The 20,780-nt window shown below is 63.3% G+C and carries 20 protein-coding genes and 1 tRNA gene; 2 read left to right on the top strand and 19 right to left on the bottom strand.

The features are described from left to right. Positions 1 to 478 precede the first annotated feature (478 nt). The 8 genes from ACFWEM_RS22430 to ACFWEM_RS22395 all read right to left on the bottom strand — a co-directional run bounded on the left by ACFWEM_RS22430 (position 479) and on the right by ACFWEM_RS22395 (position 7,440). Positions 479 to 676, bottom strand: coding sequence for a hypothetical protein (locus ACFWEM_RS22430; RefSeq protein WP_003946112.1), 198 nt, complete (start codon positions 674 to 676; stop codon positions 479 to 481). 152 nt (positions 677 to 828) lie between these two features. Beyond that, on the bottom strand, positions 829 to 1,251 hold the full coding sequence (locus ACFWEM_RS22425) for a DUF2752 domain-containing protein (protein ID WP_378537140.1): 423 nt from the start codon (positions 1,249 to 1,251) through the stop codon (positions 829 to 831). Between the two features lie 30 nt (positions 1,252 to 1,281). Further along, positions 1,282 to 1,851: an RDD family protein gene (locus ACFWEM_RS22420; RefSeq protein WP_378537137.1), complete on the bottom strand. Its 570-nt coding sequence runs from the start codon at positions 1,849 to 1,851 to the stop codon at positions 1,282 to 1,284. 120 nt (positions 1,852 to 1,971) lie between these two features. Beyond that, positions 1,972 to 2,044, bottom strand: a tRNA-Thr gene (locus ACFWEM_RS22415). Between the two features lie 30 nt (positions 2,045 to 2,074). After that, a complete protein-coding gene (locus ACFWEM_RS22410) occupies positions 2,075 to 3,304 on the bottom strand; it encodes a DNA polymerase III subunit delta' (RefSeq protein WP_378537134.1) in 1,230 nt (409 codons plus the stop codon). Positions 3,305 to 3,337: 33 nt separating this feature from the next. Next, positions 3,338 to 6,274, bottom strand: a complete 2,937-nt coding sequence (gene topA, locus ACFWEM_RS22405) for a type I DNA topoisomerase (RefSeq protein WP_378537131.1) — start codon at positions 6,272 to 6,274, stop codon at positions 3,338 to 3,340. A 192-nt stretch (positions 6,275 to 6,466) separates the two neighbouring features. After that, the gene (locus ACFWEM_RS22400) at positions 6,467 to 7,051 is read right to left on the bottom strand and encodes a hypothetical protein (protein WP_317553427.1); all 585 of its coding nucleotides are present in this window, start codon (positions 7,049 to 7,051) and stop codon (positions 6,467 to 6,469) included. Between the two features lie 185 nt (positions 7,052 to 7,236). Next, entirely contained in the window at positions 7,237 to 7,440 is a 204-nt protein-coding gene (locus tag ACFWEM_RS22395; RefSeq protein WP_003946117.1) for a cold-shock protein, read from the bottom strand. Positions 7,441 to 7,896: 456 nt separating this feature from the next. Between ACFWEM_RS22395 and ACFWEM_RS22390 the strand changes: the two genes are divergently transcribed. Then, a complete protein-coding gene (locus ACFWEM_RS22390) occupies positions 7,897 to 10,185 on the top strand; it encodes a DEAD/DEAH box helicase (protein ID WP_378537183.1) in 2,289 nt (762 codons plus the stop codon). A gap of 22 nt (positions 10,186 to 10,207) precedes the next feature. Here the strand turns inward: ACFWEM_RS22390 and ACFWEM_RS22385 are convergent, their stop codons facing one another. The 7 genes from ACFWEM_RS22385 to ssd all read right to left on the bottom strand — a co-directional run bounded on the left by ACFWEM_RS22385 (position 10,208) and on the right by ssd (position 14,821). After that, positions 10,208 to 10,558, bottom strand: a complete 351-nt coding sequence (locus ACFWEM_RS22385) for an Rv3654c family TadE-like protein (protein ID WP_378537128.1) — start codon at positions 10,556 to 10,558, stop codon at positions 10,208 to 10,210. Continuing rightward, positions 10,555 to 10,914 carry a TadE family type IV pilus minor pilin gene (locus tag ACFWEM_RS22380; RefSeq protein ID WP_378537125.1) on the bottom strand — a complete coding sequence of 120 codons (360 nt, stop codon included), beginning with the start codon at positions 10,912 to 10,914 and terminating at the stop codon, positions 10,555 to 10,557. The genes ACFWEM_RS22385 and ACFWEM_RS22380 overlap by 4 nt, the downstream gene beginning before the upstream one ends. Next, positions 10,914 to 11,117: a DUF4244 domain-containing protein gene (locus ACFWEM_RS22375; protein ID WP_230816494.1), complete on the bottom strand. Its 204-nt coding sequence runs from the start codon at positions 11,115 to 11,117 to the stop codon at positions 10,914 to 10,916. The genes ACFWEM_RS22380 and ACFWEM_RS22375 overlap by 1 nt, the downstream gene beginning before the upstream one ends. Positions 11,118 to 11,182: 65 nt before the next feature. After that, positions 11,183 to 11,767 carry a type II secretion system F family protein gene (locus ACFWEM_RS22370; protein WP_378537122.1) on the bottom strand — a complete coding sequence of 195 codons (585 nt, stop codon included), beginning with the start codon at positions 11,765 to 11,767 and terminating at the stop codon, positions 11,183 to 11,185. Then, entirely contained in the window at positions 11,764 to 12,552 is a 789-nt protein-coding gene (locus ACFWEM_RS22365) for a type II secretion system F family protein (RefSeq protein ID WP_378537119.1), read from the bottom strand. Before ACFWEM_RS22365 ends, ACFWEM_RS22370 begins: the two co-directional genes overlap by 4 nt. Continuing rightward, on the bottom strand, positions 12,549 to 13,730 hold the full coding sequence (locus ACFWEM_RS22360) for a TadA family conjugal transfer-associated ATPase (RefSeq protein ID WP_378537116.1): 1,182 nt from the start codon (positions 13,728 to 13,730) through the stop codon (positions 12,549 to 12,551). Before ACFWEM_RS22360 ends, ACFWEM_RS22365 begins: the two co-directional genes overlap by 4 nt. Beyond that, complete coding sequence (ssd, locus tag ACFWEM_RS22355; protein ID WP_378537113.1) at positions 13,727 to 14,821, bottom strand: septum site-determining protein Ssd; 1,095 nt, start codon at positions 14,819 to 14,821, stop codon at positions 13,727 to 13,729. The genes ACFWEM_RS22360 and ssd overlap by 4 nt, the downstream gene beginning before the upstream one ends. 312 nt (positions 14,822 to 15,133) lie before the next feature. Between ssd and ACFWEM_RS22350 the strand changes: the two genes are divergently transcribed. Next, positions 15,134 to 15,952, top strand: a complete 819-nt coding sequence (locus ACFWEM_RS22350) for an HAD-IB family hydrolase (RefSeq protein WP_214887644.1) — start codon at positions 15,134 to 15,136, stop codon at positions 15,950 to 15,952. Positions 15,953 to 16,343: 391 nt separating this feature from the next. Here ACFWEM_RS22350 and ACFWEM_RS22345 read toward each other — a convergent pair whose 3' ends face one another. From ACFWEM_RS22345 to ACFWEM_RS22330, 4 genes are read right to left on the bottom strand one after another with little or no spacing between them, the layout of a single operon-like run. Next, positions 16,344 to 17,093: an oxidoreductase gene (locus ACFWEM_RS22345; RefSeq protein ID WP_378537110.1), complete on the bottom strand. Its 750-nt coding sequence runs from the start codon at positions 17,091 to 17,093 to the stop codon at positions 16,344 to 16,346. Positions 17,094 to 17,149: 56 nt separating this feature from the next. Next, positions 17,150 to 18,874 (bottom strand): dipeptide ABC transporter ATP-binding protein, encoded by a 1,725-nt coding sequence (locus tag ACFWEM_RS22340; RefSeq protein WP_378537181.1) that lies wholly within the window; start codon positions 18,872 to 18,874, stop codon positions 17,150 to 17,152. 5 nt (positions 18,875 to 18,879) lie between these two features. After that, on the bottom strand, positions 18,880 to 19,836 hold the full coding sequence (locus ACFWEM_RS22335) for an ABC transporter permease (protein ID WP_378537107.1): 957 nt from the start codon (positions 19,834 to 19,836) through the stop codon (positions 18,880 to 18,882). After that, positions 19,829 to 20,755 (bottom strand): ABC transporter permease, encoded by a 927-nt coding sequence (locus ACFWEM_RS22330; RefSeq protein ID WP_003946101.1) that lies wholly within the window; start codon positions 20,753 to 20,755, stop codon positions 19,829 to 19,831. Before ACFWEM_RS22330 ends, ACFWEM_RS22335 begins: the two co-directional genes overlap by 8 nt. Positions 20,756 to 20,780: the final 25 nt, after the last annotated feature.

Below are 20,780 nucleotides of genomic sequence, written 5' to 3'. Positions count from 1 at the left end.
TCATAGACAAAAAGAGTCAAATCACTAGCAAAAAAACTCAACTAGCAAAAAATGTGTCGGCAACCATTCAGACGGAAGAATGAACAATCACCGACGAAAAATACTCACACCCCGAACATCAGAACCGAAACCCGAAGGCCCGGAACATCATCCGACATGCGAAGTACCAAAAAAATATTTGGCACTGACATTCATCGACACACTGTTGAGTTCTCAAAGAACACGCACACACCATCACCACGACCCGATGGCCGCCGCTCCGGGGCAACTTTTCCAGCCTACCCCAACCAGGTCACCGACGCAAACCGGAACCTCGTGAAGAAAAACTGGATTGTGTTCGCCAGGCACTTCGTACAACCTCGTGTCACTCACCCTCGCAGGTGGGAGTCGGTGTCCGTGTCGCTCTGACCTGGACAAAGTTACGCGAAGATCAACACAACACCAAATCGCCAGGTCAGAGCGCTGCGGTCGGTAAACTTCACGGAACCCAGTACCTCTCGGCCAGTTCTTCGACGATCGGATCGCCTTCTTCGGCCTGTTCCAAGGCTTCGAGGTCGTCGTTGATCGAAACCAACCGGGGATCGTCACCCTCAGCTTCCTGAATCGGGTGCCGACCGTCCTCGGCGAGTTGCCGCAGCAGCTTCTCCTTGACGCGAGCTTTCAACGAATCAGCCATACCGCCAGCATGTTCCCCGCCGGCCCAGTTGTCGAGGCCTACTCGTCGTCCTTCTTGCCGAAGACACGTCGTGCCGTCGGAATCAGAATGATCAGCGCGCCGAGCAGAACGATGAGCGAAAAAACCTGCATTGCCATGTCGACCTCTTACCGTCACGCCGGCGCGAGCCAGCTCCCCCATGGGGTGTTTCGAACAACCGTAAATGCAACGAGAACTCCGAGCACCACGATCGTCACGGTCGGCCGAAGCACGATCATGCGATCCCGCGTGCCTTTCCAGCGGCGCACCGTCCAACCGATCCACGCGATCACCAATACCGCGACAAACGGCACGATCAAGATATTGCTGGACACTGCGGCACCAAGATCCAGATTAGTCAGGTCGTTGACCGCACGAAGGCCACCACACGCCGGGCACCACAATCCCGTCAACGCGTACATCGGACAAACGCCGTAACTACCCGCGCTGTGGGGATCGCGGAAATGGAGAACCGCGGCGGCCGTCACGGCCACGGCAGCGACACCGACGGGTGCGGCCAGCGCGCGTCGTCGACTTGCCACCGCTTCCAACTCCATGGCACCCACTGTAAGAGACCCCGGCACCGACTAGCTCGCGCGAACGACTACCGATCGAACCACCATGTCGTGCCAGCACTGGTGCTTCGAGTCCCAGAGCGGCCAGAGATAGTTGAGGAAGCAGGCGCCACCCAGGATCGCCATCAAGATCCAACGAAGCAGCGCCACCACCGGTCCGAGAGGTACACCGTCGGACTCCCGAATCACAGAAATCCCCAGCCACTTCTTGCCGAGCGTCTGTCCGGTGTTTCCTTGCCTGAAGACGAGATTCCACACCTCGATCAAGAAGATGGCCAGTATGCCGACGACCATGACGATCACGCCGACCGGATTACCGCCTTCAGCGCTCACGCTGCCGTCGTCGTATGTGGTCACTTCGGATCCGGAGAACGCAATCACCGCCCCGATGATCGCGAGGATGACGCCCGGAAGCGGAACGACAAAGCCGTCGAGAATTGACGCGAGAACACGAGAGATCCACGTTGCGTACGGATAGGCGGGCGTCGGTGACCGATAACCCTGCGGCGGCATGGGCGGCATCTGCCCGTACGGCGGCGGATTCTGCGGTGGTTGGCCCGATCCCCAGTTCTGATCCGACATCGAAGTCTCCCCTGCTCAGGCACGTGTTCGCCAGAATCAGGATAAACCGCACATACGTAAGAATTGGGGACAAACGACAAGAGCCCCACATCCGGATTCCGGGTGTGGGGCTCTTGGCCGAGCTGCCTGAGAGAATCGAACTCTCGACCTTTTCATTACGAGTGAAATGCTCTACCGACTGAGCTAAGGCAGCGTGCCTTTCGGCGGTGGCGAGTCTATCTGGTCAACCCCCGGATCGCGAAAACGGGGGTCTGAAAGCGGCTCCGATGGAGGCAACCATCGCGTCGAGCGCCCACTGCAACTTGACGTTGAAGTCGACAGCCTCACGGCATTCGAGCACGGCTTCGATGCACTTGAGCAACCCCTCCGGGGACGTTCGGGCAGCCAACTCGGCGGCCTGACGAGCCATGTCGGGATGGGTCGCCGTCGACGTCGACCCCAGTGAATAGGAAAGTGCATCCCGGTACATGCCGGCCAAGTCGATCAGGGTCCGGTCGAGGAGATCGCGGCGGGCCCGCGTGTCACGCGATTTCTGACGCGCTTCGAGGTCTTTGATCAGACCAGCCGATCCGCGCAGAGTCCCGGCCGTTCCCTTGCCGGTACCACCGCCGCCCAACGAGACCTTGAGCTCTTCGAGTTCCTGTTCCTTGAGTTCGGCGTAGAACGCCTTGGTGTCGGCCTCGATCGACTTCACCAAGTTCTCGGCGGCCTTGTAGGCCGTCGACGCACCGATCGCGTCGGCAGCTAGCCGCAACGAACGCTGACGCTCGTCCCGCGCACTCTCGTCGGTAGCAAGACGCCGAGCCCGACCGACATGTCCGCCGCTGATCGATGCGGCGATTCTCGCCCGTTCCGGATCCAGGCCGTCGCGGTCGATCAGCACCTGAGCGATCGATTCGACGGACGGCGTCACCAACGGCATGTGCCGGCACCGCGAGCGCAAGGTGACAGACATGTCTTCCGGATCGGTCGTCGGCGCACAGAGCAGGATGACCGTGCGGTCCGGTGGCTCCTCGACAACCTTCAGGAGTGCGTTGGCCGCGCCTTCGGTCAAACGATCGGCATCCTCGACCACGATGACCTGCCACCGCCCCGTCGTCGGCCGACGCGAAGCGATGTTGACTATCTCGCGCATGCCTTTGACGCTGATGCTCAGGCCGTCGGGGATGATCCGTCGTACGTCACCGTGGGTTCCACCCATCGTCGTCGTACACGCATGGCACTCACCGCACCCTGGTGCACCCTCGGAGGTGCATTGCAGGGCTGCGGCGAAACAGAGAGCAGCAACCGAACGACCTGAGCCAGGTGGCCCGGTGAACAGCCACGCGTGAGTCATCTCCGAGCCGCTGGAATCGCCGCGAGCCGACAGTGCAGCATCACGCAGACTTTTCTCGACGTCGTGCTGACCCACCAGCCGACCGAACACACCTCGTTCGGCCACTTCAGTACTCATGCAAAAACCCTAACCGTCGGCACCGACGAAGCCCTACGAGTCCTTCTTCGCCGGAGCCTTCTTGGCAGCTGCCTTCTTTGCCGGGGCCTTCTTGGCGGCAGTCTTCTTGGCAGCGGCTTTCTTCGCCGGAGCCTTCTTGGCAGCTGCCTTCTTCTTGACCGGGCCACGCGCACGACGATCAGCCAGCAACTCCGACGCACGAGCATCGGAAATGGATTCGACGTCGTCGTCCTTGCGAAGGCTGGCGTTGGTCTCGCCGTCGGTGACGTACGGACCGAAACGGCCGTCCTTGATCACCATCGGCATCTCGCTGACCGGATCGACACCCAACTCACGGAGCGGAGGCGTTGCCGACGCCTGACGCCCGCGACGCTTCGGCTCGGCGTAGATCTTGAGCGCCTCGTCGAGCGTGACGGTGAACATCTGCTCTTCGTTGGCGAGCGAGCGCGAGTCCGTGCCCTTCTTCAGGTACGGACCGTAACGACCGTTCTGCGCAGTGATCTCTTCCTTCGATTCGGGGTCGACACCCACGACGCGCGGAAGCGACAGCAGACGAAGCGCATCTTCCAAGGTGATCGTCGCCAAGTCCATGGACTTGAGCAGCGACCCCGTCCGCGGCTTGGGGCCCGCGACCTTCTTGGCAGCCTTCTTCGCCGGCGCCTTCTTGGCCGCGGCCTTCTTCACCGCAGTCTTGGTACTACCCGAACTGATTTCTTCCGGCTCGGGAGCGGAGACGGGAACGATGTCCGGTTCCGGCTCGGCCGGCGGTTCGGGCAGGATCTCGGTCACGTAGGGACCGAAGCGGCCTTCCTTCGCGACGATCTCGTGGCCCGTCAGTGGGTCGACGCCCAGCTTGCGACCCTCTTGAGGTGTCGAGAACAGCTTTTCGGCGTACTCGGGGGTGAGCTCGTCCGGCGGCAGGTCATCGGGAAGATTGGCCCGCTGCGAGATCAGATCGCCTTCGGGATCGTCCGGATTCTGAACCATGCGCTCGAGGTACGGGCCGAACCGGCCGACACGCACGTGAACCTCGCGGCCCTCGGCGTCGTCGAAGAGACGGATGGAGTTGACCTCGCGGGCGTCGATCTCCTCGAGGTTGACGCCGACCATCTTCTTCAGCCCGCCCTCGCGGGCGACCGAACCTTCTGCGCCTGTCTCGCCGCCGAAGTAGAAGCTGCTCAGCCAGTTGCCGCGCTGCTCACGGCCGCCGGCGATCGCGTCGAGATCGTCTTCCATTCCTGCCGTGAAGTCGAAGTCGACCAGTCGGCCGAAGTGCACCTCGAGCAGTCCGATGACGGCAAACGCCACCCAGGACGGCACCAGGGCGCTGCCACGCTTGTAGACGTATCCGCGATCGAGAATGGTCTTGATGATCGACGAGTACGTCGAAGGACGGCCGATGCCGAGTTCTTCGAGCGTCTTGATCAGGCTGGCTTCTGTGTAGCGGGCGGGCGGGTTGGTGCTGTGCCCGTCGGGATCGAGCTTGGTCGCCGTGACTTCCTGACCCTTGACCAGTACCGGAAGCCTGGATTCGGCGTCGTCGGACTGACCGCCGGCCTCTTCGTCGACACTTTCGACGTAAGCCTTGAGGAAGCCGGCGAACACGATGGTGCGACCTGAAGCGGAGAACGTGCAGTCCTCGCCGGTGCCTGCCGTGCCGGAGATGCGAAGCGTGAGCGTCGTACCGCGGGCGTCGGCCATCTGCGAGGCGACGGTGCGCTGCCAGATGAGTTCGTACAGCTTGAACTCGTCGGAGTCGAGCTTGGAGTGCAACTGACCCGGGGTCTGGAACACGTCACCAGCGGGGCGGATCGCCTCGTGAGCTTCCTGCGCGTTCTTGACCTTGCGGGTGTACTGACGCGGGGTCGGATGAACGTATTCAGGACCGTACAACTCGGTGGCCTGCGCTCGAGCGGCAGCGATCGCCGACTCCGAGAGCGTCGTCGAGTCGGTACGCATGTAAGTGATGTAGCCGTTTTCGTACAGACGCTGCGCGATACGCATGGCGCGCTCGGACGTGAAGCGAAGCTTGCGTCCGGCTTCCTGCTGGAGCGTCGACGTCATGAACGGCGGGTACGGCTTACGGGTGTACGGCTTGTCCTCGGCGGACGACACCGTGAGGTCGACGCCCTGCAACGCTTCTGCGAGACGACGCGCGTAGGCCTCGTCGAGCACGGTGACCGCGCTGCCCTTGAGCTTTCCGTCAGCTCCGAAATCGCGGCCGGAAGCGACACGCGAACCGTCGACGGATACGAGGCGTGCGCCGAAACTGCGCGGACTGGCCTCTGCACCGGCGTCGAGCGTCGCGGAAATGTCCCAGTACGACGCCGACTTGAACGCCATGCGCTCGCGTTCGCGCTGGACGATGACGCGAGTGGCCACCGACTGGACGCGGCCGGCCGAGAGCTTCGGCATGACCTTCTTCCAGAGAACCGGGCTGACCTCGTAACCGTAGAGACGGTCGAGGATGCGGCGGGTTTCCTGAGCATCGACGAGGTCGGTGTCGAGTTCGCGGGTGTCTTCGGCGGCAGCACGGATTGCCGGCTCGGTGATCTCGTGGAAGACCATTCGACGAACCGGAATCTTGGGCTTGAGAGTCTCGAGGAGATGCCAGGCGATTGCCTCGCCCTCGCGGTCGGGGTCAGTTGCGAGGAAGAGCTCGTCGGCGTCCTTCAACAGAGACTTGAGTTCGGCGACCTTGCCCTTCTTTTCCGGGCTCACGACATAGAGCGGCTCGAAGTCGTGATCGACGTTGACGCCGAGGCGGGCCCAGGACTCGCCCTTGTACTTGGCCGGAACGTCTGCTGCGCCGCGCGGCAGGTCGCGAATGTGACCGACCGATGCCTCTACGACGTAGTCCTTACCGAGGTAGGGAGCGATTTTGCGCGCCTTGGTCGGTGACTCGACGATCACGAGGCGACGAGGGTTACCGGACGCTCCCTGACCGCTGCCGTTGTCCGCTTTAGCCACCTGCTGCCCGAGCCTTCCTTTGGACGTTCACTGCCGTCGGCAGTTCTTCAGAACTAGACGTGTGGAGCAAGTTATACCCCGTGTCTCTCTTTACAGAGTGACATACCCGCAAGACATTCGTGCAGATCAGTACAGTATGGGCTCCGTCGGACACGCGGGATCGACACCGTCGGACATGCGGCATCGGTACCGTCAGACGTGCGGCCAGGCGACCGAAGTGTCGACGTGTTTCGGCGCCTCACCGAGGTATTCGACGAGCTTTGTCAGTCTCTTCTTTCCCGACACGCGGAGTCCGGGACCCGGTGTCCGGTTACCCAGTTGAGTCGGCGCGATACCTACTCGCATCAAAGCCTGGGCGAGCGGAGCATGAGTTTCCTTGGCATGGGGGTCGAGGCCGAACACGAATCGTTCACCGCCTTCTTCGAGACGGCCGGCGGCGACGGCCCAGACTCGGAGTTGGCGAGAATTAGGAACCCACCCGACCGGCACCGCTTTTACTGCTCCCTTGGTCCACTGCACGGACAGCGGAAGCAGTGCGGGCGTCGACTGAGTACGCACGAGTGGACTGCCCTCGTCACTGCGCGTCACCTCGGCCCCGAGTCCACACTGCGCGATCAACTCGGCCACGGCCTGCGCTCTCCAGTCCCGATCCACGACGATCGAGATCCGGGCTCGATCCTCCGAGGTCACGACCTGACCCGGTCCGGCCAGCATTCCGGCAAGGTCCGTCACGGCAGGTGGAATCGACTCGGCAGAGAAAAAGGACAGTTGGCTCACAGAGTGAAACGTAAGCCACGAAGGTAGTGACGGCATAGACGACCGGCCGTGGTCGAACAGCTGCGTGTATTCACTCCGGATGGAGAAGACTCTTGCTTGCACCGAAAAGATTTGTCCCCCACCGCACAGATGCGATGGGGGACAAATACTGTCCGAACTATTCGCTCAGCAAGTGAGCGGAAAAATCAGACCGCGCGAACGCCGGTTGCCTGGGGACCCTTGGTGCCCTGGCCGACCTCGAACTCCACACGCTGGTTCTCCTCGAGGGTACGGAAGCCGTTGCCCTGAATTTCGGAGTAGTGAACGAAGACGTCTGCGGAACCGTCTTCGGGAGCGATGAAGCCGAAGCCCTTTTCAGCGTTGAACCACTTCACAGTGCCCTGTGCCATGCTTTTCCTTCTCTTTCTAACACCGGATTCGGTGAACAGCCCTTACAGTCCACCGGGCCGGTTCCGACCGCTGTACGTCTTTATTTCCCCCTCAGGAAAGGCAGAGCACCGCGCCCGCAACAACGATCCTGCGAGCGTGCACTTTCTCAAGCCTACGAACACAGAAGCTGCGACCGATTGTCAGTCAACCATGTTCTCCGCGTGCACAACAGTCGAAAACGGAACTAAAAACGTTAAAAGTTCGCTACGAGAAAAACAGCCCGCGACCGTGGTTTCCCGCGTGCGCGCCGACCACCCGGTTTCACCAAGACCGTTGACGGTTGCGTATCATCAAAACTGCAGGTAGCGACAGTTTCCGATTGCCGCCACACCCCAACGCCGAGCCCGGAGAGTCACGTGAACGCACCTTCCCCGATCCCCGCCCCGGGAGGGAAGCCTGGCGAGACCTACGGGCAGATGCTGCTCGATCGCGTCGTCGCCGGGGTCAGTGGAAGCGAAAAACCACTGATGTTCACCGCGCAGTTACCGGCTCGCGTAGCCGAGTTCACCGAATGGTCGGAGTGGGTGCACCCCAGCGTCGTACGCGCGCTCGCCGAACACAGCGTCCGGTCCCCGTGGATCCACCAGAGCGAGGCTGCCGGCCTCGCATACGACGGCAAACACGTGGTCGTGGCCACCGGTACCGCGTCGGGTAAGTCTCTGGCATACCAACTCCCGGTGCTGACGGCCATGGCAACCGACCCGCTCGCAACAGCCCTCTACCTCTCCCCCACCAAAGCGCTGGGCTCGGATCAACTGCGAGCAGTGCTGTCCCTCACCGACTTCGACGTCGAACTTCGCAGCACGAACGCCAGTGCATACGACGGCGACACCTCGCAAGAACTCCGCACCTGGGCACGGGAGAACTCGCGCTGGCTCTTCACCAACCCCGACATGATCCACATTTCACTGCTCCGGACCCATCAGCGATGGGCGCACTTCTTCCGCAACCTGAAATACGTGATCATCGACGAATGCCACTCTTACAGGGGAGTCTTCGGATCGAACGTCGCGCTCGTGATCCGGCGACTGCGAAGGATTGCGGCCCGTTACGGCGCCGAACCCACCTTCATCCTGGCCAGCGCAACCACCGCAGATCCCGGCGCAGCAGCCTCGCGACTGATCGGCGCCCACTGCACCGAGGTCACGGAAGACGGATCGCCGCACGGCCCACGTACCGTCGCACTGTGGGAACCGCCGCTGCTCGAAGCATTGACCGGCGAAAACGGTAGCCCGGTACGACGTCCCGCGGGTGCGGAAGCTGCGCGGATCATGGCCGACCTCATGATCGAAGGCGCCCGCACTCTCACCTTCGTACGCTCCCGCCGCGGCGCCGAGCTGACCGCGATGGCCACCAAACGTCTACTCGCCGAGGTGGACCCGGACCTCGCCGAGCGAGTCGCGTCGTATCGCGCCGGATATCTGGCCGAGGACCGACGCGAACTTGAAGCTGCACTCGCCGACGGCACACTGCTGGGCGCAGCCACCACCAACGCACTGGAGCTCGGCGTCGACATCGCCGGCCTAGACGCCGTTGTCGTGGCAGGCTTCCCGGGCACCGTCGCGTCGTTCTGGCAGCAGGCCGGTCGCTCCGGGCGACGCGGTGAGGGTTCACTCGTCGTGTTGATCGCCCGCGACGATCCACTCGACACCTACCTCGTTCATCATCCGTCGGCGGTACTGGACAAACCTGTCGAGGCGACGGTGACAGATCCCGGAAATCCGTACGTTCTAGGACCACAACTTCTCTGCGCTGCAATGGAACTCCCACTTTCCGACGCCGAGGTGGACGCATTCGGGGCTCTCGAAGTTCTGACCAGACTGTCGGAGGAAGGCAAGATCCGGCGCCGAAAGCACGGGTGGTTCGTCACCGCTGATTCGAACCCCCACGGCTCTCTGGACATTCGCGGCGGCATCGGAACGCAGGTGGCCATTGTCGACGGTGAATCCGGCCGGATGCTCGGCACTGTCGACGCGGGCCGCGCTCCGGCCACAGTTCATCCCGGCGCCGTCCACATCCATCAAGGCGAGACCTACGTCGTCGACGAACTGGACCTCGATGTCGGACTCGCACTGGTTCACACCGAGAATCCTGACTGGACCACCTCGGCTCGCGAAACCACCGAAATCACGATCACCGAACAACTCGAGCACAAGAACTACGGCGACATCGCCGTCGCTCTCGTCCAGGTCGAGGTGACACATCAAGTCGTCGGGTACCTACGACGGTTGACTTCGGGTGAAGTCCTCGACTCGATCGAACTCGACATGCCCGCACACACTTTGCCCACCAGGGCAGTGATGTACACGGTCACGCCGGAACTCCTTGAATCCATCGGGGTGCCGCCCGAACGGTTCCCCGGATCACTGCATGCCGCCGAACATGCAGCGATCGGACTTCTGCCGCTGGTGGCGATCTGCGACCGCGGAGACATCGGCGGAGTATCGACTGCGATGCACGCGGACACCGGACTCCCGACGGTCTTCGTCTACGACGGTCATGCCGGCGGCGCCGGGTTCGCCGACCGGGGGCACAGCGAACTGTCACGATGGCTCACCGCGACGCGGGATGCCATCCTGTCCTGCGAATGCGCTCACGGCTGCCCGTCCTGTGTCTATTCACCCAAGTGCGGCAACGGAAACGATCCGCTCGACAAGGACGGCGCGGTGAAGGTTCTGACCGCCGTCATCGACACGATCAGCTGAGACACGAACGGCTGGGACACGATCAGCTGACCGGACCCGCACGAGCGTAAGCCTGCGCATCCCCGATCCCGAAGCCCGACAACAACACCGGTGCGCGTATCTCGACGACTATATCCCACCCCTGGACATCGCACTCCTCGAGCACCGTGCGCATCCGCTCCGCGATCACCGCGGACATTTCACACGCCGCCTCGTCACCGCCGTCCAAGGCGCCCGCACCGCCGAGGGCCGAAAGATCAGCCGCCGACTGCGCCGTGTGCCTGGCCACCACCGCGGACCCGACATGCAATATCCCGCCGGTCACCAGCACGATCGCCGCGAGAATGCAGCATGCCAGAACCGTGGCAACACCTTCGTCGTCACGTAGGTTCACCCCTCCTCCACCCCCGGTTCCACTGCTGCCACCGCCTCGGAAGAGATGTCGACCAACGGCAGCAGCGCACTTTCGGCGCTGACGACGGCCATCGCAAAGCCGTCCACGATCTCCACCGAGACAGATGCACCGTCGGGTGCGATCCGGCGGGCCGTGGTGACCGCAGACTCACGATCACCACGTGCCACCAGACGTGCAGCCTCACGAGCGGCGTCAACACACCGAACCTGCATCGACACCGCCAGGACTCCGCCGATACACAGCACGACCACGGTGACGATCGACGCCAGGGCAATCGCGGCCTCGACCGTCACGGCGCCGTCGTCGGCTTGCCGAATACCTCTCGTGGACAACATCACACAGCCGTCTTGAGCGCCTTGTCGATGATGCCCGTCAGCGCCGAGACGATGGAGTCACCGGTGACCACGGTGTACAGGACGGCTCCGAACGCCGCGGCCGCGATGGTGCCGATCGCATACTCCGCGGTGGACATGCCGTCGTCCTCGGCAACCAACAGGGCAAATCTGGCCGACACCGACCTCAACGTCTTCGAAATCATTTCTCCCCCTTCAATCGAAACCTGTGGCAGCACTTCTGCCGCAGGAGCTTTCACACGGATCCGGCTCACAGCAGGCCGTTACCGAGCACAGTCGTGGCAAGCCCGATCACCACCGGGACGATGCCCAAGGCGATGAACGCCGGCAGGAAACACAGCCCGAGTGGACCGCTGATCAACACTCCCGCGCGTTCGGCTGCGGCGGCAGCAAGATCCTCGGCGTCACCTCGACTGCGCTCGGCGAGTTCGGCCATGGACGAGGACAGCGACGAACCCGAACGGGCGGAACGCCGAGCCATTCTGGCGAGCGCCTCGGTATCGGGATCGAGAGCGGCTTCGCTCCACGCGGCGTCCGGATCGGCACCGAGCGCCAGAAGGTCGGCGACGCGACGAAGCGAGTCGGCCATCGGTTTCGGTGCCGTCGACGCCATCGCTGTGATCGCGGCGGAGACGGGAAGCCCAGCGCGCAGACAAGCTCCGAGAAGATCGAGACTTGCTGCTACCGCCAGTGGATCCGGCTTGTCCGCTACCGAAGCCACGGATTCCGTCGTCGTGCTCGCGAGGAATATCCCTGCCACCCTGACTGAAGCACCGCGACGAGTGGGAACGACCACGAGCGCCAATGCGATCATCGCCGCCGACACCCAGTTCACGACGTCACCTTCGCCGTTATCCGATCGGTCCAGAGCAAACCAGCTGAGACACAAGCGGTTCCGATCACGAGGAGCACGCCACCGAGCCCGCCTCCGAACAGCACGCGCAACGGCGACGCACCCATCAACTGGCCGAGACCGATCCCCAACAGCGGGAGAAAGGCCAACACCGCAGCGGTCGCCCGCGCGCCTGCCAACCCGGCTTCGGTGCGTTGACGAAAGCGTCTACGTCCCAGCATGTCCGTCCGGACGGCGCCGAGTAGTTCCGCCAGAGCCAGCCCGTGTTGGTCTGCGACCCGCCAGACGGATCCGATGCGGGAGAACTCACGCTCGATGCCGGAATCCGGTACCACGAAGGCCGCTGCGGCAGAACCGCCGAGACGCGCCCTCGCCCCAGCGGACCGGAATACCGCACTCACTTCTCCGGTACATTCCTCGCCTGCAACAGAACTGGCCGCCGCAGGATGCGCTCCGACGCTCAGCTCGGCGATCAGCACCTCCAAACCGGCGAGCAGCATCTTCTGTGAGAGGTCCCGGTTTTCGGCCGCCTTCGCGCGTCGGCCACGAAAGATCAGGGTCCCGGCGAGGACGACCGCCGCGCACCCGACCGGAAGACCTCCGAGAACCCACGCGGCCGAGATCGCGAGAAATGCGGCGACGAACTCCCATGGAATCTGCCGGGAGGGCTTGTGGATACTCGGGGTGTACCTCACGAGCCGAGCTCGTGAATCCCGCACCGGCGCAATCCAGACCGCCAACGCGAACGTCAAGAGGGAAACTGTCACGTCCCGACCTCCCGATTGCGAAGCCGGAACATCCGCTCGAGCCGCTCACGACCCGAACCAACGTCCGGCCACGCCTGCGTGATTCGCACGTATCCGTCCGCACCGCGGTCGATGACACCGATCTGTTCGAGTCGCCTCGATCCGTCGGCCAACCTGTGCACGTGCAGGATCACTTGAACCGCCGCGGCAAGTTGACTGTGCAACGCGTGGCGATCCATACCGCCGAGCGCAGCCAACGCCTCGAGCCTGGCCGGCACCTCTTCCGGCGAATTGGCGTGGACGGTGCCGGCCCCGCCGTCGTGGCCGGTGTTCATCGCCGTGAGCAGATCCGTCACCTCTGCGCCGCGAACCTCACCGACGACGATGCGATCGGGACGCATCCGCAGAGCCTGCCGAACCAGGTCACGCACTGTCACCTCTCCGACACCCTCCACGTTGGGAGCTCTGGCCACGAGGCGGACGACGTGCGGATGCGGCGGCGCGAGTTCGGCCGCGTCCTCGACGCAGACGATTCGCTCGCGCGGGTCGACGGCACCGAGCATGGCGGACAACAACGTGGTCTTTCCCGCGCCGGTCCCGCCGATCACAAGGAAGGCCAAGCGACAAGAGATGATGTGATTGAGGAGCTCCCGCGCATCCGGTTCCACGGCGCCGTGAGCGCACAGCGCGTCGAGGCCCTGTGTCGCCGGGCGCAGCACTCGCAGTGACACGCAAGTTCCGCCCTGGGCCACCGGTGCCAGCACGGCGTGCAGTCGCACCCCGAAGTGCCCGTCGCCGACGCCCCGCAGGCGCCCGTCTACCCATGGTTGGGCGTCGTCCAGGCGTCGACCTGCCGACAGCGCCAACCGTTGCGCCAGTCGACGCACAGCTGCCTCGTCGGTGAACCGCACCGCTGACCTTTCGAGGCCGACCCCGCGGTCAACCCAGACCTGATCCGGCGCGGTCACCAGTACGTCGGCGACACCGGGTTCGTGCAGCAGGGGTTCGAGCGGCCCTGCGCCCGTAAGTTCCGTCTGGAGCACCCTGACGACCTCCAACAGGTCGGTGTCCGCCAGAACGCCGGAGGACTCGGCTCGCACGGCATCGGCAACGGTGGCTGCCGTCGGTTCGGCGACCGACGACGCCGTCAGTCGCTCGCGAACGCGGTCGAGCAGTTCGGCCGTGACCAACGCACTCATGCTGCAGCCCTGCGCGGGCGTGCGCCGGATTCGACGGCGTCGAGTACCGCTGTTGCCGCCAGACTCAACGGACAACCGCGGGTCAATTCGAGGCCACCGCGCTCGAGCATCGGCGCCAGCGAACGGTGGCCACGCATGACGGCCGTCAGGGGCAGGCCGAGCATGTCCGCCACATCGGCGCCGCGTAGCCCTCCCGGCGCCGGCCCACGCACGACGAGTCCGACGTTGGAGTTGTGTCGCATCACCCAGGCCCCGACCTTCTCGGCAGCGACACACGCGGCCACGGTGGCGGGAACCACGACGAGGACAAAATCAGAGATCTCCAGGACGGCTTGGCCGACTTCGCTGGGGTGACGTGGCAGGTCGCAGACCACGAGTCCACCGGATCTGCGACCTGCGTCCAGCACGGCGCGAACTGCGGTGACCGTCGGACCGTCGATCTCACGCCGACTGCTCGCCAGAACCCTCAAGAACTTTCCTTTTGCCGGCAACGCATCACGCAGCGCGTCCGGCGCCAACCGTCCGCCCTCGACGGTCAGTGCACCCCAGCGCAATCCGGGGGCCGTCTCGATACCCAACAGGACGTCGGCGCCGGAACCGAGTGCGTCGACGTCCACCAGCAGCGTCGGGACGTGACGCGCCGCCGACGTCAACGCGACGGCCGCCGCTGTTGCCGAAGCTCCGCCGCCGCCACAACCACCCACCACGCTCACGACGGTGCCGTCACCCCCTACGTCGACGTGGTCGGCCAGAACTGCGACCAGCGCGTTCTCTTCCTCGGGCAGAGACAGGACGCTGTCGGCTCCGATCGCTGTGGCGCTCTTCCAATCGTCGACGGTCGGTGTGCCGTCGCATACGAGGAACACTCGCGTTCGCTTGGGGGAATGAGCCAGCGCATCTCGCGCGGCCGACGCGTCCAATACGATCGCCGAAGCGCGGTTCCACTGTTGCCGGGACACGGGATGCTCGGCCTCGTCCACACGGCGGTCCACCGCGGCAGCGACGCGTCGCACGCTCGCGAGGACCTTCGCGTCGTCGACGAGAACCAGAATGCAAGCGCCGGTTTCCCGAGAATTGATCGTCGTGTTCATGACTGCAGAGCCTGAACGAGAACGGGCACCGGAAACAGTGCGGTGAACGACCCTGTGGACAACTACGAAGTTGTGGAGAAACGGGCCGCAGACAGAGGACGACCCCCGCCAATGGGGGGAGGAGGCGGGGGCCGTCTGAGTTCAGCCCCGGGGGGTCGGGCTGAACTAGTTCGAACGAATCGAACAGCAACGATCTTACACCCGACATCGGCGAGAAACGCAAGCCTGAGCTGCACTGAACTGCTGTTTTTCGCCGAAAGAGGAGGCTTGCCGAGGAGCACACGAACCGCCTGTCGGACTATCCTCATTCCTGTGACCGACAAGCCTGCGAACGGACTGAATACCGGGCGGACAGCCGCTTTCTTCGATTTGGACAAAACGATCATCGCGAAGTCGAGCACCCTGGCGTTCAGCAAGCCATTCTTCGCCCAGGGTCTGATCAATCGACGCTCGGTTCTCAAGAGCAGCTATGCACAATTCCTGTTTCTACTGTCCGGCGCCGATCACGATCAGATGGAGCGCATGCGCGAGCACCTGACGGCGATGTGTGCGGGTTGGGACGTGGAGCAGGTGAAGGCCATCGTCGCGGAGACTCTGCACGACATCGTCGACCCACTCGTCTTCGCCGAGGCGGCCGATCTGATCGCAGATCACAAGCTGCGCGGACACGACGTCATCGTGGTGTCGGCTTCGGGTGAAGAGATCGTCGCACCGATCGCCCGCGCCCTCGGCGCCACCCATTCCGTCGCGACGTCGATGAGGGAAGAAGACGGCCACTACACCGGCGAGGTCGACTTCTACTGCTACGGTCCGGGCAAGGTCGAGGCGATGGAAAAACTTGCCGCGGAGTACGGCTACGACCTCGCCGCCAGTTACGCCTACTCCGACTCGGTGACCGATTTGCCCATGCTCGAGGCGGTCGGACATCCCACCGCGGTCAACCCCGATCGTGCATTGCGCAAGGAAGCAGCCGTAAACGGTTGGCCCATACTGACTTTCTCGAATCCGGTCTCACTTCGTGCGCGATTGTCGGCCCAATCCACGACGACGGTGGCCACTACTGCCGCGGTGGGAATCGCAGCTGTGGTGGCCGGTGCCATGACCTTCGGGCTACTACGCCGGAAACGCTGAAATCCAAGGCCCACAAACAAAAATTGGTACTTGCTGTGAGCCCGGACACAGGGTACAAAGGAGTTACGGAAGAACGGAAGGCCAGGAACGGCTCGGAAGAGAAGGACCGTTTCCCCAACTGAAATTCCTAGCACGGGCACTAGGGCACCCACGCGGAGCACAAGCCACTATAAGGGCAGAAGCGTTGTGGGCCTGCGAGATTCGTTCAATTTGAGCGAGGACCCCGCACAGGTTGCGGGGACGACCTCAGAAAGTGCGATCCCTCGCCGAGGCCACCCACACAACCCACCGAGCACGCTTGGTAACGAGTAGTCCGTGCTGACGGGCGGCGAAGTCGATTTATCGGCAGCGCCGCCCGTTCGTTATGTTCCGACAGGGGAAATTGTCCGGACTACCCGGTAGCTGCGTCTGCAATCGAAGTCGCTTCTCGCGCACCGGCTTCGAGCGCACCGCAGCACAGGATCACCCAGCTGCCGACGCCCGCCGGATTTCCCGAAGCGAATCCCGCCGCGCCGTCCGTGTACGCCTGTGGCCGCCGAAGCCAACTGACCTCGGGGACCCCGAGATTGTGCGGATCCAACCCCGACGAGACCGCAACCAGACGCGAGGCCGCGCGGGCGACAATGCCGTCAGCTGTGCCGAACGGGCTCAGCGCCAAGAGTTCTCCGTGTACGACGGCTGCCAGAACCGGTGCCGGTGCAGTGGTTCCGCCGGTGACGAGTTGGGCGAGAGCGTCCAAGCGCTCCCCCACGCCGCGGTCCGACCGCGGCCGTCCCAGTTGATCCGCGTCCTCGACGAGGTCTGCCGCGGCCAACAGGTGCAGCCGGGCCAAAGCCTGCAGTGGGGCGCGCTTCCACGTCGACTCCATGAGCGGAAGGCTGTCGCCGTCCAGAGCCTGAGCTACTCGCAGAGCACCCGCGAGAATCGGGTCACCGGCCATGCCCTCGGCCGGCAATTCGGTGGTGCCTCCGGCCAGCGAAGCGGAGGCTCGCGCAGCGCGAACCGCGGCTTCGGCGGCAGTGGTGGGCCAACCGCGACGGTTGGTCTTGTGCCGATGAACCTCACCCAGAGCGTCGCGCGCATGATCGGCGGCGGCGCGTACGCCTGGAAGATCGACGAGGGGCTGCAAGGGGTCCGTCACGATCAACGACGGTACCCTTGCAGCCCCTCTGCGGACTTGCCTACCTACCTGTTGCGTCAGCTTCCCAGCTTGATGGACCCACCGGGAATCGCGTCGAGCAACTTGCGTGTGTAGTCCTGCTGCGGATTGCCGAACACGTCGTCGATCGGCGCCGATTCGACGATCGAGCCACGCGACATCACCAACACGTTGTCCGCGATCTGACGAACCACGGCCAGGTCGTGCGTGATGAAGAGGTACGTCAACCCGAACTCTGCCTGCAGGTCATTCAGCAGGGTCAAGATCTGATCCTGAACGAGCACGTCGAGAGCGGAGACCGCCTCGTCGCAGATCACGACGTCCGGTTGCAGTGCCAGCGCGCGCGCAATTGCGACGCGCTGACGCTGTCCGCCGGAGAGCTCGTTCGGGAACCGTCGCATGACCGACTGGGGCAGACCCACCTTGTCGAGAAGTTCCCGGACGCGAGCCTCACGCTCGGCTTTGGTACCGACCTTGTGGGTACGCAGCGGCTCCTCGATCGTGCGGTAGATCGAGTACATCGGGTCGAGCGTGCCGTAGGGGTTCTGGAAGATCGGCTGCACTCGGCGACGGAACGCAAAGGTTTCCTTCGCGCCGAGTTTCGCCACGTCCTGACCGTCGAAGACCACGTTTCCTGCCGTGGGCTCGAGCAGGCCGAGGACCATCTGCGCGACCGTCGACTTACCGGAACCCGATTCACCGACGATCGCCGTTGTGGTTCCGCGGCGGACCTTGAAGGACACGTCGTTCACAGCTGTGAAGTCGGTGGTCTTGCGGAAACCCTTGCGCAGCTTGAACACCTTGGTCAGATGATCGACGACAAGAACGTCGTCGGTCGCCTTTCCGAAGGACTCTGCCGTACTTTCCTCGGCCTTGACCGCTTCGGCGACCTCTTCCGCCTGTTCCCGAATCTCGGCGCGCGCTACCGAAGAACTGAGTCGCTTCGACGCCAAAGACGGCGCAGCAGCGACCAGCTTCTGTGTGTACGGATGCTGCGGGCGCTTCAGAATCTCCAGTGCCGGACCGGATTCGACGATGCGCCCCTTGCTCATCACGATCAGGTGCTCGGCGCGCTCGGCGGCCAAGCCCAGATCGTGAGTGATGAGCAGAACGGCGGTGCCGAGTTCCGTAGTCAGACCGTCGAGATGATCGAGGATCTGACGCTGGACGGTGACGTCGAGCGCCGACGTCGGCTCGTCCGCGATCAGGAGCTTCGGACGAGCGGACAACCCGATCGCGATGAGTGCACGCTGACGCATACCGCCCGAGAACTCGTGCGGGTACTGCCCCAACCTGCTCTCGGCTTCGGCGAGGCCGGCCTCCTCGAGTAGTTCGGCGGCCCGAACCTTGGCAGCTTTGCCCTTGGCGATCCCGTTGGCGGCCAGTGCTTCCTCGATCTGAAAGCCCACTTTCCACACGGGATTCAGATTCGACATCGGGTCCTGCGGAACCAAACCGATCTGGCTACCCCGGATGTGGACGAAGTCCTTCTCCGAAAGCTTCGAGATGTCCTTGCCGTCGAAGATGATCTCGCCTGCCGTCACCTTGCCGGTGCCGGGAAGCAGATTGATGATCGAGTGGGCGGTGGTGGACTTACCCGAGCCCGATTCGCCGACGATGGCGACCGTCTGACCCGGATAGACCGTCAGGCTGACGCCTCGAACTGCCGGAACGGGACCCGAATTGGACTGGAACGACACCTCGAGATCACGAATCTCGAGCAACGGAGTTTCCTCCGAGGTGAGAGTTTCCTTGGTGGTCATCGTGCTCACCGCTTCCGAGACTTGGGATCGAGAGCGTCGCGCAGAGCGTCACCCATCATGATGAATCCGAGGACGGTGATCGCCAAAGCCGTTGCCGGGTAGAACAGAATGGTCGATCCCTGACGCAGCGTCACCTGAGCGTTGCTGATGTCGCCGCCCCACGAAACCTCGGTGGACGGAAGTCCGATACCGAGGAAGGACAGCGTCGCCTCGGCGACGATGTACGTGCCGAGCGAGATGGTGGCCACCACGATGATGGGCGCCAACGAGTTCGGGATGACGTGGCGGATCAGCGTCTTGAGCTTCGAGACACCCAACGCTTCCGAAGCCATGACGTAATCGTTGTTCTTCGCCGAGATCACCGCGCCTCGCGCAATTCTTGCCATCTGCGGCCAACCGAAGAGTGCCAGGACGCCGACGACGGTCCAGATGGTGCGATCGGTGAACAGCTGCATCAGAACGATGGCAGCGAGGATCAGCGGGATACCGAAGAAGATGTCCGCGACGCGGGAAAGAATCGAATCGGTCCAGCCGCCGTAGAAGCCGGACAGCGCGCCGAAGATCACTCCGATCACCAGCACCGACGCAGTGACGCCGACACCCACGAGTACGGACGCGCGAGCACCGTAGATGGTGCGCGAGTAGACGTCACAACCCTGGCGGTCGAACCCGAACCAGTGGCCGGAGGTCGGTCCCTGCATGCTGTAGGTGAGGTCGCAGAATCGCGGATCGGTACTCGTGAACAAGCCCGGAAACGCTGCGATGACGATGACCGCGAGGATGATGATCGTCGAGATGATGAACAGGGGGCGCTTGCGCAGATCGCGCCACGCGTCGGTCCACATGCTCGTCGGCGCCTGATCGAGATTGACGGCGTCCGTCTCCCCCGGTGCCGCAACTTCGGGCGGTGCCACGAAATGACTTTGCCGGACGGCGCGTCCGGTCTTCACGGTCTCAGACATAGCGGATCCTCGGATCGAGCGCGGCGTACAAGAGGTCGACGAGCAGATTTGCGATCAGGTAGATCACGATGAGAATGGTGACGAACGAAACCACCGTCGGCGCTTCACCTCTGGTGACAGCCTGGTAGATCGTGCCGCCGACGCCGTTGATGTTGAAGATGCCCTCGGTGACGATGGCGCCGCCCATCAACGTTGCGAGGTCGGCACCCAGGAACGTGACCACGGGGATCAGCGAGTTGCGCAACACGTGCACGCGCACCACTCGTCCGCGGGAGAGTCCCTTGGCGGTGGCGGTGCGCACGTAGTCGGCACTCAAGTTCTCCGCCACGGACGTTCGGGTCAGTCGCAGTACGTAAGCGAACGAGACCGAACCCAGAACCAGGGCGGGGAGCAGGAGATTCTTGAAGCTGGTGTTGCCACCGACCGTCGGCGGGACGATGCCCCATTTGACGCCGATGAAGAACTGAGCCAGGAAGCCGATCACGAAGATCGGGATGGCGATGAGAACGAGGCTGAACAGCAGGACGGTGCTGTCGAAGAATCCGCCCTTACGCAGGCCGGCGATGAGGCCGAAGCCGACACCGAAGACCGTCTCGACGATCAGTGCCATGAAGGCAAGTTTCATCGTGATCGGAAATGCCTGTGCCAGAACTTCACTGACAGGTCGTCCGGAGAACGACGTGCCGAAGTCCAGCGTGAAGATGCCCTTCAGGTACAGCAGGTACTGCTGATAGAAGGGGAGATCGAGGTGGTAGCGCTCCCGAAGCTGTGCTGCCACAGCCGGACTGAGCGCCTTGTCGCCCGCCAACGCGGCAATCGGATCACCGGGAAGCAGGAAGACCATGGCGTAGATCAGAAGAGTGGCCCCGAGAAAAACCGGGATCATTTGAAGCACTCGGCGACCGATGTACCAGAGCATCGGATCACCTCCTTGTCGATGATCG

Origin of the sequence: Rhodococcus sp. NPDC060176 (assembly GCF_042728675.1) — a bacterium.
GTDB lineage: Bacteria > Actinomycetota > Actinomycetes > Mycobacteriales > Mycobacteriaceae > Rhodococcus_F.
This window is presented reverse-complemented; position numbering and strand designations above follow the sequence as displayed.

Bases quoted from the DNA above. Each gene is read 5' to 3' on its own strand.
- ACFWEM_RS22430 (WP_003946112.1), bottom strand. From the start codon at position 676: ATGGCTGATTCGTTGAAAGCTCGCGTCAAGGAGAAGCTGCTGCGGCAA.
- ACFWEM_RS22425 (WP_378537140.1), bottom strand. From the start codon at position 1,251: ATGGAGTTGGAAGCGGTGGCAAGTCGACGACGCGCGCTGGCCGCACCC.
- ACFWEM_RS22420 (WP_378537137.1), bottom strand. From the start codon at position 1,851: ATGTCGGATCAGAACTGGGGATCGGGCCAACCACCGCAGAATCCGCCG.
- ACFWEM_RS22410 (WP_378537134.1), bottom strand. From the start codon at position 3,304: ATGAGTACTGAAGTGGCCGAACGAGGTGTGTTCGGTCGGCTGGTGGGT.
- ACFWEM_RS22395 (WP_003946117.1), bottom strand. From the start codon at position 7,440: ATGGCACAGGGCACTGTGAAGTGGTTCAACGCTGAAAAGGGCTTCGGC.
- ACFWEM_RS22390 (WP_378537183.1), top strand. From the start codon at position 7,897: ATGCTGCTCGATCGCGTCGTCGCCGGGGTCAGTGGAAGCGAAAAACCA.
- ACFWEM_RS22380 (WP_378537125.1), bottom strand. From the start codon at position 10,914: ATGTTGTCCACGAGAGGTATTCGGCAAGCCGACGACGGCGCCGTGACG.
- ACFWEM_RS22375 (WP_230816494.1), bottom strand. From the start codon at position 11,117: ATGATTTCGAAGACGTTGAGGTCGGTGTCGGCCAGATTTGCCCTGTTG.
- ACFWEM_RS22360 (WP_378537116.1), bottom strand. From the start codon at position 13,730: ATGAGTGCGTTGGTCACGGCCGAACTGCTCGACCGCGTTCGCGAGCGA.
- ssd (WP_378537113.1), bottom strand. From the start codon at position 14,821: ATGAACACGACGATCAATTCTCGGGAAACCGGCGCTTGCATTCTGGTT.
- ACFWEM_RS22340 (WP_378537181.1), bottom strand. From the start codon at position 18,874: ATGACCACCAAGGAAACTCTCACCTCGGAGGAAACTCCGTTGCTCGAG.
- ACFWEM_RS22335 (WP_378537107.1), bottom strand. From the start codon at position 19,836: ATGTCTGAGACCGTGAAGACCGGACGCGCCGTCCGGCAAAGTCATTTC.
- ACFWEM_RS22330 (WP_003946101.1), bottom strand. From the start codon at position 20,755: ATGCTCTGGTACATCGGTCGCCGAGTGCTTCAAATGATCCCGGTTTTT.